This is a genomic window from Porphyromonas cangingivalis (assembly GCF_900638305.1).
In the GTDB taxonomy this organism is placed as follows: Bacteria; Bacteroidota; Bacteroidia; order Bacteroidales; family Porphyromonadaceae; genus Porphyromonas_A; species Porphyromonas_A cangingivalis.
The window spans coordinates 301,076-314,627 of the sequence record NZ_LR134506.1 but is presented as its reverse complement, the minus strand read 5'-3'; the positions used below and the strand labels follow the sequence as shown (position 1 = coordinate 314,627).

At 46.6% G+C, this 13,552-nt stretch carries 12 protein-coding genes; 1 reads left to right on the top strand and 11 read right to left on the bottom strand.

All coding sequences use genetic code 11. From position 1 onward, the window contains the following. Window positions 1-247 precede the first annotated feature (247 nt). The 7 genes from tilS to EL262_RS01310 form a co-directional block, all read right to left on the bottom strand. The gene (tilS, locus tag EL262_RS01335) at window positions 248-1,603 is read right to left on the bottom strand and encodes a tRNA lysidine(34) synthetase TilS (RefSeq protein ID WP_025837672.1); all 1,356 of its coding nucleotides are present in this window, start codon (window positions 1,601-1,603) and stop codon (window positions 248-250) included. Window positions 1,604-1,812: 209 nt separating this feature from the next. Continuing rightward, window positions 1,813-2,592, bottom strand: coding sequence for a zinc ribbon domain-containing protein (locus tag EL262_RS01330; protein ID WP_025837670.1), 780 nt, complete (start codon window positions 2,590-2,592; stop codon window positions 1,813-1,815). Between the two features lie 30 nt (window positions 2,593-2,622). Continuing rightward, window positions 2,623-3,735: a Nif3-like dinuclear metal center hexameric protein gene (locus EL262_RS01325; protein ID WP_025837668.1), complete on the bottom strand. Its 1,113-nt coding sequence runs from the start codon at window positions 3,733-3,735 to the stop codon at window positions 2,623-2,625. A gap of 6 nt (window positions 3,736-3,741) precedes the next feature. Beyond that, window positions 3,742-4,779, bottom strand: a complete 1,038-nt coding sequence (gene mltG / locus EL262_RS01320) for an endolytic transglycosylase MltG (protein ID WP_078735730.1) — start codon at window positions 4,777-4,779, stop codon at window positions 3,742-3,744. A gap of 14 nt (window positions 4,780-4,793) precedes the next feature. After that, window positions 4,794-5,138: an HAD-IC family P-type ATPase gene (locus EL262_RS10220; RefSeq protein WP_338047376.1), complete on the bottom strand. Its 345-nt coding sequence runs from the start codon at window positions 5,136-5,138 to the stop codon at window positions 4,794-4,796. A gap of 29 nt (window positions 5,139-5,167) precedes the next feature. Then, window positions 5,168-7,000: a heavy metal translocating P-type ATPase gene (locus tag EL262_RS01315; protein ID WP_262706861.1), complete on the bottom strand. Its 1,833-nt coding sequence runs from the start codon at window positions 6,998-7,000 to the stop codon at window positions 5,168-5,170. After that, window positions 7,000-7,260 carry a DUF4834 family protein gene (locus EL262_RS01310; RefSeq protein WP_025837663.1) on the bottom strand — a complete coding sequence of 87 codons (261 nt, stop codon included), beginning with the start codon at window positions 7,258-7,260 and terminating at the stop codon, window positions 7,000-7,002. Before EL262_RS01310 ends, EL262_RS01315 begins: the two co-directional genes overlap by 1 nt. A gap of 147 nt (window positions 7,261-7,407) precedes the next feature. On the opposite strand from EL262_RS01310, the gene EL262_RS01305 reads away from it, so the two are divergent. Continuing rightward, window positions 7,408-7,593, top strand: coding sequence for a PspC domain-containing protein (locus EL262_RS01305; protein WP_036845636.1), 186 nt, complete (start codon window positions 7,408-7,410; stop codon window positions 7,591-7,593). A gap of 163 nt (window positions 7,594-7,756) precedes the next feature. Here EL262_RS01305 and ppdK read toward each other — a convergent pair whose 3' ends face one another. From ppdK to EL262_RS01285, 4 genes are all read right to left on the bottom strand, one after another. Next, on the bottom strand, window positions 7,757-10,486 hold the full coding sequence (gene ppdK, locus EL262_RS01300; RefSeq protein ID WP_025837661.1) for a pyruvate, phosphate dikinase: 2,730 nt from the start codon (window positions 10,484-10,486) through the stop codon (window positions 7,757-7,759). A 493-nt stretch (window positions 10,487-10,979) separates the two neighbouring features. Next, complete coding sequence (gene lpxB, locus EL262_RS01295; RefSeq protein ID WP_078735735.1) at window positions 10,980-12,104, bottom strand: lipid-A-disaccharide synthase; 1,125 nt, start codon at window positions 12,102-12,104, stop codon at window positions 10,980-10,982. Window positions 12,105-12,131: 27 nt separating this feature from the next. Beyond that, window positions 12,132-12,902 carry a 5'/3'-nucleotidase SurE gene (gene surE / locus EL262_RS01290; RefSeq protein ID WP_231551951.1) on the bottom strand — a complete coding sequence of 257 codons (771 nt, stop codon included), beginning with the start codon at window positions 12,900-12,902 and terminating at the stop codon, window positions 12,132-12,134. Window positions 12,903-12,931: 29 nt separating this feature from the next. Further along, complete coding sequence (locus tag EL262_RS01285; RefSeq protein ID WP_025837657.1) at window positions 12,932-13,531, bottom strand: FKBP-type peptidyl-prolyl cis-trans isomerase; 600 nt, start codon at window positions 13,529-13,531, stop codon at window positions 12,932-12,934. Window positions 13,532-13,552: the final 21 nt, after the last annotated feature.

Here is a 13,552-nt window from a genome sequence, read left to right as displayed (position 1 = left end):
AGATGCCCAAAAATCACATCCATAATCCGGCCATTGTGTTTGTAGTGTAAAGATACAAAAAGTCGGGGCTTCGTCTTCTCCGATTAACCAATTTTGTTTCCCATTTGCCCGAAGCTCTCAACGACAAAACACCCCATTAAACCGAGACAGATGAGTAAGACATTGAAACACAAACTCATCCATCGAGACGATAGAAATAAGTTTTACGAAGAAAGGCCGTATATAGGTCAAGATCCGGTAGCTATGTTTACCTTTTGAGAAGCTCAAGAAGGCCTGAGAATGAAGATGAAATCGGCCCGAATGATAGGATATAAGTATCCCCTGACCCGGATGTGAGTGCAAAACGGTCATCGATCTGAAATGGCATGACAGCAACTATTTGACCTTGAAATGTGAGGACAGGGACACAACCTCTATACATCGGGGGCAGTCCTTGCTCTTTGAGATAAGTAAAGACTTTTTTCTGTCCCTTTTTCATTCCATAGGGTCGAAAACGATCTTCAGGGGTAGCATACCTCAACTGTAAAGTTTCCGTACGTTTGGGCAAAGTGAAACGCAATGTAAGGTCGGAGTCTTTCACCTCTGTCCCCCAATAGAAAGAACCGATAGGAGTCGAAGTCTGCACATTGAAAGGCAAGGAAAGCGACAGCTCCGTATGAATGTCTCCACAATTCTTGGCAAAGAAGAGCTTTCCCCTGAATAATTCGGATTTCAGGGACTTATCCACAGATAGGAAGATCGCACTTTCTCTGTGAACATCCAATAAAATATCATCAATGACGGAAGAAGAAAACCCTCTCTTTTGCAAGATCCTGAAGAGCAGCAACCGTGCATGAGGATAACTTTCGGCCTTGTCTAAGTCCAGCATGTCGGCCTTCACGTCATAGACCTCTTTTTCGAGAGCTTGCACTTGATCCTCGATCAGAGCTTGCTCCGACCTAAAAGCATCTATGGAACGAGACATCCGATTATAGAAATTAGGGTTCAGCTGAGTAAACAGTGGCACAACCTTCGAGCGGAGCAGATTACGACGATAAGCCTCGTCATCATTGGTAGAGTCAATCACAAAGTCTATATTCACTTCATGCAGATAGTCCAAAATTTGCTCTCGAGTGACATTCAGCAAGGGACGATATACATTACCGCTCAGGACATCCATCCCCGTCAATCCGGCACCACCTGTCCCACGGATCAGATTGAGTAGCACGGTCTCGATTTGATCATTCAAGTGATGGCCGACAACGATGAGTGAAGCACCATATTTCTGTCTCAAGTCCTCAAACCACTCATACCTCAGTGCTCTGGCCGCCATCTCGATAGAAATAGCCTTTGACTTCGAATAGGCTATGGTGTCAAAGTCCTTAACCTCAAAATCATGCTCCTCCCAATGCTGCCCCATCATCTTCTCGACAAATGCCATATCTCTGTCGGACTCTTGCCCCCTGAGGTGGAAGTTACAGTGCGCTGCAACAATCTTGACACACTTGGCAACAGACAACAAAGACATCAATGCCATGGAATCTGCCCCTCCACTGAGACCAACAATCACAGTGTCATGCCCGGATAGCATTTGACGAATTTCTTGGATTATGTTGTCAAACATAGGTCACATCCGTGTTCAAAAGTTTATCATTGGTCATGTACATACGACCTCTTCGTCTCGAGTAGGGATTTATCGTTGGGCGATAAAGATGTCTCAAAGATAAAATAAAAAAGAATGTAGAGCCAACATTCAGAATCCTAAATGCAAGCCCTACACCCTTCGTGTATAGCATCTTAAATATGACTTATCGAGTCAATGTGAAGTGGAGATCAATCCCACTTTGATTTCTTGTCGATCTCCTCTGCCATCTCCGGGTCTACAAGAATGCGCCCACAGTATTCGCAGACAATGATCTTCTTACGCAACTTGACATCAAGTTGACGTTGAGGTGGGATTTTATTGAAACACCCTGCACAAGCCTCACGTTCAATACGGACAACTGAAAGTCCATTGCGAGAAGCCTTGCGTGTACGCTTGAAAGCAGCCAAAAGACGAGGCTCGATGAGCTCTTCGATCTCCTTCGCTTCCATACGCAAACGCTCTTCATCCTGCTTGGTTTCAGAGACTATCTCTTCAAGTTCTTTTCTCTTTTGATCCAAGTCGAGCTGACGCCCTTCGGTCTCCTCATCAAGACGAGCGAGCTGTTCTGTGAGTTGAGCGATGCTTGCCTGATCTTCTCCAATCTTCTTCTCAGAGAACTGTATCTCGAGGTTTTGGTACTCGATTTCCTTTGTAAGAGCATCATACTCTCTGTTGTTACGGACTTCATCGAGTTGCTTTGTATACTTCTCGATGAGCTCTTGAGACTGAGAGATCATGTGCTTACGGTCGGCGATATACTTATTGAGTTGTTCGATCTCAGATGCGTACTTGGCTTTTCTGGTCTTTCGCCCTTCGATTTCATCTTCGAGCTCTTGCACCTCGATAGGCAACTCCCCTCTTATCGTACGGATACGGTCGATCTCCGAGACTACCGTCTGTAGTTTATAAAGAGCCTCGAGCTTTTCCTCTACTGTAAACTCTTTTGCTTCTGCTTTCTTTTTAGCCATGCTTATATCTTATGTATATCTTTTATTGTCTTATCGGACGTAATGGATCGGATTTGCACATCGCGCAGAATACCGGACTACAAATTTAGGCATTTTTTTGCACAATATATCACGTAACAAGGACTTTGTCAGCTCTTCAGACTCGTAGTGCCCTATCGTAACAAGCGTAATATCGTCCATCGCATCATAATAATCATTGTACTTGGCTTCACCTGTGATGAAGATATCTGCTCCGACACTCGCAGCAGCACGGCGTAAGAAGGCTCCACTCCCTCCACAATAAGCGATACGACGCACCATAGGCTTCAACACCTTGCTATGAGCAATGACACTGACCGGCATGAGATCTTTGATTTTCTCGAAAAGGCACTCCACCGTGATAGGCTCAGGCAATTCTCCAACGATGCCTGCACCATAAGCGGGATCAGAGTTTTGTATCGGCACGACATCGATGACAGGCTCCTCGTAAGGATGCGATTGGCGAATGATCCCAAGAGCCCTTGAAAGATCATGTTTATGACACATCGTGAAGATAGCTTCCTCGGGCTCGGTGTGCCATTGCCCCTGATGCCCGACATAAGGATCTGACCCGTCCAATGCTCTGAAACGTCCCTGCCCCCCGACCGTAAATGAGCACCCATCATAAGCCCCTTGTACCCCGACACCATTATCTCTGAGCGCAAGCCGTATGGCATCGGCATGAGAGCTGGGGACATACACGATGAGTTTGTATATCGATTGTTCCAACAGCGTGATGGTTCGACAATTCTCCAGCCCCATCATATCTGCCCATTTATAGTTCACGCCCCCCTTGAGGTTGTCCAAGTTGGTATGAGCCGCATAAATGGCGATGTCGTTCTTTATGGCCAACCTTACCGCCCTCTCGATGTATGTACGTTGGGATATCTGCTTCAACCCTTTGAATAACAAAGGATGATGCGTCACAATGAGATTACATCCTGTCTCTATCGCTTCGTGAATGACTTCTTCTGTGATATCGACAGCCAACAATATACCTGTCAACTCGTCTCTCTCTGCGCTCACCTGCAGTCCACAGTTGTCATAGCTCTCCTGAAGCGATCGAGGGATTTCACTATCGAGGTATCGGATGACTTCTTTGATTGAAAATGTATCTTGTTTCATTGGTTGTTATTTTATTCCACGATCATTCAATGCCTTTGCATATCGTCTGGCATTCATCAGATGCTCATTGTAGGAGACTGCAAAATTGTGATAGCCCGAGAAATCCTCTTTTGCACACATATAGAGATAGTCATGTTGGGCGGCATTGAGCACGCCATCAATGGCCTGTATAGAAGGTATGCGTATCGGAGAGGGTGGTAGTCCTGTGACGAGATAAGTATTGTAAGGAGAAGGTGTCTTGAGGTGCTCATGCAAGATGCGTCTCAAAGAAAAATCCCCTACCGCATACTTCACCGTCGGATCTGCCTGCAAGGGCATATTTATCCTCAATCTATTAAGATACAATCCAGCGATATCGTCGTACTCATCGACCTTTGCCGATTCTTCTTGGACAATCGAAGCAAGTATACTCACGTCATAAGGCGAAAGGCCTATGGCCTCTGCCTTTTTCGATCTCTCTTCGTCCCAAAATCGCCTGACCTCCTTACTCAAACGTTTGACCAGCTCTTCGGCAGATATGGACCAGTACACCTCATACGTATTAGGGACTACCGAATAAGTAAATGTAGAGGCAGACAATCCCTCCTGTGCCAAAAGAATCGAGTCTGTCATAGCATTCCGCACACCATCTGCTCCAATCATAAGTTGACCACCTATGACTTCGTACAGATCTTGGGGAGTACGTACCGAGTTGAATCTTAGTTTGATGGCAGTCCCTCTACCACGAATGAAAGCACGGTACAGACTCAATGTGCTCATATCGGGCAGAATGAGATAGGATCCATAACGAGGTGGATACTCTTTCAATGATATGAACCGCCTCAGATCTTCACCATATCGAGATGGCACCTCTTTATCAAGTTTGGCCAATATATCACCCCATTTGTCTCCGGGATAGATATTGAAACGTATAGACTCGACACCGGCGACATTATAGTTAGGAGACAGCACGATCCTATGATAACAGTAATAAGCAACACCTCCCAATATTAGCAATAAGAGAAGCAGTCCCCCTAACACCTTTGACATTTTGCTTGATTTCATGCGCTCTGACAATGTTATCTCTTGATACGCAAACTATTCATCACGACACAGACAGAGCTCGCAGCCATGGCTCCGGCCGCCCACATCGGAGAGATGAACAGTGCAGGATAAAATAACCCTGCAGCTATCGGTAGAGCCGTAAGGTTGTACACAAAAGCCCAAAAGAAGTTTTGCTTGATGATCTTCGATGTGCGACGAGACAAGTGCACTGCCTGCACAACAGACTCTACAGTAGCCCCCATAATCGTCACCATAGCCACATCCATCGCGACATCGGCACCTGTAGCCACAGCTATGCTCACATCTGCACTTGCAAGAGCGGGAGAGTCGTTGATACCATCACCGATCATAGCCACGATCCTCTTCTGCCCATCGCCTCTAAGATCATCTACATAAGTCTTCTTATCCTCCGGAAGGACATTCCCCTGAAGCTATCCACTCCAAGTTGAGAGGCTATCTTTTCGACACGCTCAGTCCTATCTCCGGATAGGATATGGACACGTACCCCTGCCGCTTTCAACTCAGAGATTGTTTTACTTGCATCAGCAAGAACCTCGTCTTCGATGGCAAAAAGTCCCAAAAGACGATTACCTCTCGTATAATATACCAAGGTGGACAATGAGTGGCGTTGTTCAAACTCCTTCACTGAAGGTTCTTCGTGAGGCTTACAAACGATCTCACCCACCAAACCTTTGTTGCCCACTCTATACTCCTCTCCATTGAAGACAAAAGAGATACCCTTACCGGGTGTCTCCACAAAGTCTATGATGTGCAGATCTTTTTGATACTTTCCAAATGACCTGATCAAAGCTCCCGAGAGGGGGTGCGAAGAGTGCTTTTCGGCCGAAACAAGCAAAGATTTATATTCGTCAGTCTCGACAGTCCAAAGCACAGATGAGACAGTAGGCAACCCACTTGTAAGTGTTCCCGTCTTGTCAAAAACAATGTCTGTGACCTTTCCCAAAAGTTCAAGTGCCACAGCATCTCGGATCAATATCCCCTTTTCCGAAGCAGCACCTATTGCCACCGTTATGGCTGTAGGTGTGGCAAGACCCAATGCACATGGGCAAGCGATAACCAGGGTCGTGATCCCAAAATATAGGCCGTGCAACCAAGCGTCTTCTCCTCCGGCAAGTCCCCAGACTATGAAGGCAAGAAAGGAAAGCCCCAAGATGACAGGAACAAACACGCCCGACACCTTATCTGCGATACGTTGGATAGGTGCCTTGGAGGCTTGAGCTTGTCTCACGGTCTCGATGATCCTTGAGAGAACCGTGTCAGCTCCGACCTTATGAGCCACCACCACGACCGGCGCACCCACACAGACCGATCCTGACAAGACCGGAGTCCCTACCATACGCTCGACCGGAAGAGACTCTCCCGTGATACTGCTCTCATCGAAAGTACCATGTCCCTCCGACACACCATCGACAGGCACCCTATCCCCCTTTCGGATGAGTACCCTATCTCCTATTTTGATATCCTCTATTGCCATCTCTTCATACTCACCCCGATCTCCCATGACCATAGCAGTCTGGGGAGTAAGGTCTATCAGTCTCCTGAGCGAGTCCGTAGTCCTACTCTTTGCCTGCTCTTCAAGTAGTTTTCCCAGCAAGACAAAGGACATGATCATCCCCACGACATCGAAGTAAGAGTATCTAAACACGGATGACAATGTCTCATCGCCAAGAGAGAACAAGCGATAGAGGCTAAAGAAGTAAGCGACCGAGATACTCATGGAGATCAATGTGTCCATAGTGAAAGAGAGAGTCCTCATCTGCTTCAGTGTACGCACATGATATCCCCAAGCACAGAAAAAATAAACGACAGTCGCAGCCACAGCCTGTATGATCTGAGCTGTATGATGACCCATCCCGAGTGCATCATGCTTCATGCCGACCAGCATCATGAGGACGGACATACATACAGTAACAATAAGTCTGATACGTATAGACATGAGATTACGCCGCTCGAACCTCTTCTGCTCACGTTCACGAGTCTTTGGGTCTCCCAGTAGGAGACGATACCCCATGGCATCTACTACACGCTTGATCTCCTCGGGTATGATGAGATCCGTATCATATTCGACGACAGTGCGCCCTTCGACGAGTGTCACCTCCACATAAGAGACACCCTTGAGCTTACTGATGGCATCTTGCACATGAGCAACACAGCCGGCACAAGCCATCCCTGTGATGCTGTAAGTCTCTTTTATCCTCATTATTTATCCTCCTTTACATCTTCGTATTCGACATACTCGCCACCATTAAGATCCATGTGAGCCTCTCGGATCTTATCGACTGAAGACTGAGGAGCTTCCTCCGCCTTAGCCTGCTGCTCATAAGCTCTCTGTTGTTCTTGGTACCTACGACTGAAGTCCCTCTGAGCCTTGATGGCAAGGTAAAGCTTTCTTAGAAATGAAAAGTTCTTGACCACTATATATATAATGAATCCAAGAAGCAGTATAGGTATAAATTCCATATAAATTTTAGATCTTCACTTTGGTTGTATAGTAATAACAAATCAAGTCGAACAAAGTTACTCTTTTTTTGACCTCTTATGATGACCACTTCAAAAAATACGTATATTAGAGGTCTGTATCATGTAATTTAATTATCAAACATATCCATGAACAAGAGACTTGTCAGATCAAAAACAAAAAGGCAGATTGCCGGTGTATGTGGAGGACTTTCAGACTTTTTCGGCGTCGATGTTGGAAGCATTCGTCTGCTCTATATCTTTGCGACCCTCTTCACTGCATTTTCGGGCTTGATCATATACATTGCACTTGCGCTACTCCTTCCCGAAGAGTAATTTGACATCGAAAAACAAACAGAAGTACAATCCGAAAAAACAAACCGACTACACATTCACTCGACCTCATCAGCACAAAGAGCATCGGTTGTGTGTGTAAAAAGATTGGGGTTGTCCGAATACTCGGACAACCCCACATTATTATTGTTTTGAGAGAAAACTATTATGCTTGCTCTTCGATCACAGCTTGAGCTGCTGCAAGGCGTGCGATGGGCACACGGAATGGAGAACAAGACACGTAGTTGAGTCCTGTACGGTGGCAGAACTTCACGCTCGATGGCTCACCACCGTGCTCACCACAGATACCGCACTTGAGGTTTGGACGCTCTGCTCTACCCTTTTCAGTAGCCATCTTGACAAGCTGACCGACACCATTTTGGTCGAGAACTTGGAATGGGTCTACCTTGAGGATCTTCTTTTCAAGATACACAGGAAGGAACGAAGCAATATCGTCACGTGAGTAACCAAATGTCATCTGAGTAAGGTCATTTGTACCGAATGAGAAGAACTCTGCTGATGATGCAATTCTGTTCGCAGTCAAAGCAGCACGAGGCACCTCGATCATTGTACCTACTGTGAAGTCGATACGATCACCCATTTCTTCGAACACCTTTTCAGCCGTTGCGCGGATCACAGACTCCTGCTCCTTAAACTCGTACAAGATACCTGTGAGAGGCACCATGATTTCAGGCACTGCTGTCACACCCTCTTTCTTGAGTTCAAGAGCCGCAGAGATGATGGCACGTGTCTGCATTTCTGTGATCTCAGGATATGTGTTACCAAGACGGCAACCACGGTGACCAAGCATTGGGTTTTGTTCGCTTAGGCTTTCGATGCGATGCTGGATCTGCTCCATAGAGATACCCATGTCTTCTGCCATCTCTTGCTGACCCTTCAAATCGTGTGGGACAAACTCGTGCAAAGGTGGATCGAGGAGACGTACAGTCACAGGAAGGCCATTCATCTCACGGAAAATGCTCTTGAAGTCATCCTTTTGGTATGGAAGGATTCTTGAAAGAGCTTCACGACGACCTTCTGCGTTCTCAGCCAAGATCATGCGACGCATAGCCTTGATCTTGTCACCTTCGAAGAACATGTGTTCTGTACGACAAAGACCGATACCTTGTGCACCGAACGAACGAGCGATCTGAGCATCGTGACCGGTGTCAGCATTGGCACGGACAGTGAGCTTAGCATATTTGTCGGCAAGTGTCATGAGTGCTTCGAAGTCGGGATCGAGCTCTGCAGCTTTGGTATCCACCATACCTTCATACACTTCACCTGTCGTACCATTGAGAGAGATGAAGTCACCTTCGTTATATACATTACCATCCACTGTAAGTGTACGAGCCTTGTAGTCGATCTTAAGCGCACCCGCACCTGAGACACAACACTTACCCATACCACGAGCCACGACAGCTGCGTGAGAAGTCATACCACCACGTGCAGTCAAGATACCCTCTGCCACCTGCATACCTGCAAGGTCTTCGGGAGAAGTCTCGTTACGGACGAGGATGACGCGGTGACCACCTTCATTGTGTAGCTTTGCTGCATCATCAGCAAAGAACACAATCTTACCTGTAGCTGCACCCGGAGATGCTGGGAGACCGCGTGTGATACGCTTAGCAGAAGCAAGAGCTGCCTTGTCAAATACAGGGTGAAGAAGTTCGTCAAGCTTATTAGGCTCGATCTTCATCAAAGCTGTCTTTTCGTCGATATAACCTTCCTTGAGAAGATCCATAGCAATCTTCACCATCGCAAGACCTGTACGCTTACCGTTACGTGTCTGAAGCATCCAAAGCTTACCTTCTTGTACGGTGAACTCCATATCTTGCATATCACGATAGTGGTCTTCGAGCTTTGTCTGAAGGGCATCAAGCTCCTTGTAGATCTCAGGCATCGCTTCTTCGAGAGATGGCATGGTAGCTACACGCTCTTCTTCGCTGATACCGGCTCTGTCTGCCCATCTCTGAGAACCAATCTTTGTGATCTCTCTTGGTGTACGGATACCTGCCACGACGTCTTCACCTTGCGCATTGATGAGGTACTCACCGTTGAATAGGTTTTCGCCTGTTGCAGCGTCACGAGAGAAGCACACACCTGTTGCAGATGTTTCGCCCATGTTACCGAATACCATCGCTTGGACATTGACGGCAGTACCCCACTCTTCAGGGATGTTTTCCATCTGACGATAGAGGATTGCACGCTCATTCATCCAAGAACTGAACACTGCGCAGACAGCACCCCAGAGCTGCTCATAAGCAGAAGCAGGGAAATCGTGTCCGGTCTGAGCCTTGACAGCCTCCTTGAACTTAGCCACGAGGAGCTTCAAGTCTTCGACTGTAAGGTCTGTATCGAGTTCGACACCACGAGCCTCCTTCATCTCTTCGATGATGGCTTCGAATGGGTCGATATCTTCCTTATTTACGGGCTTCATGCCAAGTACGACGTCACCGTACATCTGCACGAATCGACGATAAGAGTCCCAAGCAAAACGTTCGTTACCAGTCTTACGAGCAAGTCCCTCGACCACTTCATCATTGAGACCAAGGTTGAGGATGGTGTCCATCATACCCGGCATAGAAGCTGGAGCACCCGAACGTACAGAGACAAGAAGAGGATTTTCGACATCGCCGAACTTAGACTTCATCAAGTCTTCGACCTTAGCGATAGCCTCCTTTACCTCGGGAGTGATAAGTTTGATAACTTCTTCCTTACCCAAACTATAATATTCCTTACACACCTCTGTGGTGATAGTAAATCCTGGAGGCACCGGAACGCCGATCAGATTCATCTCGGCCAAGTTTGCGCCCTTTCCACCTAATAGCAGTTTCATGCCTGCTTGACCTTCGGCTGTACCGTTACCGAAGAAATAAACTCTTTTAGTAGACATTTACGTTTTGTTTTGATTTAAAAATGAGGCTTATCACGCCAATATAAATATCAATGTACAAAAATACGAATAATTACTCATCTTTCTCTGCTCGAAGAATAAATATTTTGAGCCGAAGTGATAGAAAATCACCCACTTCACCTCCTTGCACACTTCGACGATATACAACTGATATATATTCACACGTTCTTTCCAGACAAAAGTAGCAATTATCCACGCAACAACCTAATACAAAAGCGACAACAACGGACACGTGACATAAATGAAGATAGGTGGTGCCACTCCCTTATCGGGTACTGAAAAGATTTAACGACTTTCTTCATCAAGTCATACGACTTTCATCATCAAATCTTACGACTTGATTTGTCACCTCCTATGCCTTCTTTGATCGGGTGATCAGAAATTGGGAAAGAAAATTTATCAGGTAGAAGAGATCAAATGAGCGTCAATTATGATAGTAGAAGCCGGACGGACACACATCATCAAAGAAGCATCACAACCCAAGCAACCTCGTGACTTGTTTAGCGGCATTTGCAGAGGCTCTATGCTCAGTCTCTAGAGCGATCCTGATATCTACATACTTCTGCCTCATCTGCACCCGAACTTCCTCATTGTACAGCAAAGGGGCCACATAGTCTACAATCTTCGAGACCCTGAAGTCTCTGCCATACAACTCCTTCACCACGTCTTCGCCGGCGATGATGTTGACTAAAGAAATGTATGGAATGGAAAAGAAGTTTTTGAATACAAAGTTCGCCAAGCCTCCACCCTTGACCGCATAACACACGACCTGGGGTGTACCGATAAGAGCAGTCTCCAATGTCGCAGTCCCGGAGGTAACGAGTGCCACCTCGGCATACTTTATGACCCTATGCGTTTCACCAAAACAGACCTCCTCAGCCCTTACCCCTTCTATTCCTCGATACACCGAAGGCGATACTCCGGGAGCTCCTGTAATCAGTATTTTATACTCTGAAAAATGTCGGGCTGCTCGAAGCATCACGGGAAGGTTATTTCGGATCTCTGACAAGCGACTGCCCGGCACCAAAGCGATATAACGCTCTTTCGGCAGTCCCTCTCGACCATTATCGTTGGCTTCAAAATCTTTGATTGCATCTACAGATGGATTACCGACATATTTGGCTTGGGACAGTCCATTCTTTGCAAAGAAGTCCACCTCAAACGGGAAGATGCACAGCACCTCGTCCGTATGGGTTCGGAGAGTCTGTATGCGCCCTTTCTTCCACGCCCAGACTTTTGGAGGGATATAGTACACACATTTCGTGGCAGGAAGTTTTTCCTTGACAAAAGGTAAGACATAACGAAAATTGAACCCGGCATAGTCGACACAGATCACCACATCAGGAAGAAAATTCTTCAGTGCCACCTGCACTTCAGATGCCCCCTTACGTATATCTCCCATGTGCTTCAAGACATCAACAAACCCCATAAACGCTAGCTTCTCTGAGGGGATCACACATGTCCCACCCACACTGCGCATCATAGACCCTCCGACGAACATAAATTCGGCATCGGGATCCTTCTCCTTTAGCGCTTTCATCATGTTCGAAGCGTGAAGATCGCCACTGGCCTCACCAACCACAAAAAAGTACTTCATATCCCCATACAAAAAAGGGAAGGGGCATCATGCCTCTTCCCAATGTTTAATCTTCTGAATGACTTCGTAATCCGTCACATCTATACTACAAGGCACCACTGTCGCATAGCCTTTCTCAAGAAGCATGATATCGGAATTCTTATTCACCGGCTCGTGTACCTTGAGTTCGCCCGAAAGCCAATACACATCCCTATTGGTCGGTGTACGATGCTTGACATACTCATTGTAAAATCGTCCGTCTGCCTGACTGCACACCTTGAGCCCTCGTACGATAGGTACATTAGGGACATTGACATTAAGATAGATCCCCTTAGGCAGTCCCTCCTTCAAGAGACGACGAGCAAGCACACGGGCATAGCGGCACGAGTCCAAGAAGTCCTCCTCTTGCTTGCCTTGAAGCAAGGATATGGCAAAGGAGGGGATATCAAAAATACAGCCCTCGATGGCCGCTCCAAGCGTACCTGAATAATTGACAGAGATGCCTTGATTTCCGCCATGGTTGATCCCTGCAATGACGAGATCCGGCATGGTCGTGACAATCTCATTGAGCGCAAGCTTAACGCAGTCGGCAGGTGTACCACTACAACTATAGACAGTTACTCCGGGTTCGGTACGTACACAGTCATAGTGGATGGGGACACTCGTCGTAAGAGCACTGGAACACCCACTACGAGGCTTGTCAGGTGCAACCACAGTGAGATCACCGATATCTTTGAGCGCAATGATGAGCTCTTCCAACCCTTTGGCAAATACACCATCATCGTTGGAGAGGAGGATATTTGGACGTTTGGTCATAATCTATTCAAACGAATACTATCTGTTCTTAATTACTTCTCGAGGATATCCACAAGTTCGATCTCAAATACCAAAGTAGAGTAAGCAGGGATGACACCGCTGAAGCTGTACCCCCTATAACCCATCTGCCAAGGAATGACGACCTCCCATTTCTCCCCCACAGCCATATTTTGAAGAGCGACTTGGACACCCTTTATAGTGGACACAGAGCCTGATGAATTGATATTCTTCTCTTGTACCCAGAGCGGAGTAGGTTTGTCTGATTTGTGCTGAAATTCCTCACCACTTGCAATCAAGGGCATCACATCCTTGAGAGCCTTTACCTCTTCGAGACTGAGAAGTTGCAACTTAGGGAAAACTCCCTTCAGATAGACACTCACCTTACTGTTCTGCAAAGGCTTATTGTCCTTGTTCGCATCCGGTGCAGCAGTAAGCACCCTATAATATATGGGTCCTTCATGAAGGAACTCCAACTTGGTGTATCTGTTATCATTGCTTACCACCTCAACAAAAGCATCATTCTTCCGCTGATACTCTGTGACTACCTCTGTCACCTCTTCGTTACAAGAGGAAAAGAGAAAGGCAAAAGCCATCACAAGCCACAGCCATCCTTTGATCGTATATCTATTCATAAGACAAATAGGTTTTTACCT

What these genes read in the sequence shown, in the direction of transcription:
- ppdK (WP_025837661.1), bottom strand. Translation starts at nt 10,486, where the DNA reads ATGTCTACTAAAAGAGTTTATTTCTTCGGTAACGGTACAGCCGAAGGT.
- EL262_RS01310 (WP_025837663.1), bottom strand. Translation starts at nt 7,260, where the DNA reads ATGGAATTTATACCTATACTGCTTCTTGGATTCATTATATATATAGTG.
- tilS (WP_025837672.1), bottom strand. Translation starts at nt 1,603, where the DNA reads ATGTTTGACAACATAATCCAAGAAATTCGTCAAATGCTATCCGGGCAT.
- lpxB (WP_078735735.1), bottom strand. Translation starts at nt 12,104, where the DNA reads ATGAAGTACTTTTTTGTGGTTGGTGAGGCCAGTGGCGATCTTCACGCT.
- EL262_RS01325 (WP_025837668.1), bottom strand. Translation starts at nt 3,735, where the DNA reads ATGAAACAAGATACATTTTCAATCAAAGAAGTCATCCGATACCTCGAT.
- EL262_RS01315 (WP_262706861.1), bottom strand. Translation starts at nt 7,000, where the DNA reads ATGAGGATAAAAGAGACTTACAGCATCACAGGGATGGCTTGTGCCGGC.
- EL262_RS01305 (WP_036845636.1), top strand. Translation starts at nt 7,408, where the DNA reads ATGAACAAGAGACTTGTCAGATCAAAAACAAAAAGGCAGATTGCCGGT.
- mltG (WP_078735730.1), bottom strand. Translation starts at nt 4,779, where the DNA reads ATGAAATCAAGCAAAATGTCAAAGGTGTTAGGGGGACTGCTTCTCTTA.
- EL262_RS01330 (WP_025837670.1), bottom strand. Translation starts at nt 2,592, where the DNA reads ATGGCTAAAAAGAAAGCAGAAGCAAAAGAGTTTACAGTAGAGGAAAAG.
- EL262_RS01285 (WP_025837657.1), bottom strand. Translation starts at nt 13,531, where the DNA reads ATGAATAGATATACGATCAAAGGATGGCTGTGGCTTGTGATGGCTTTT.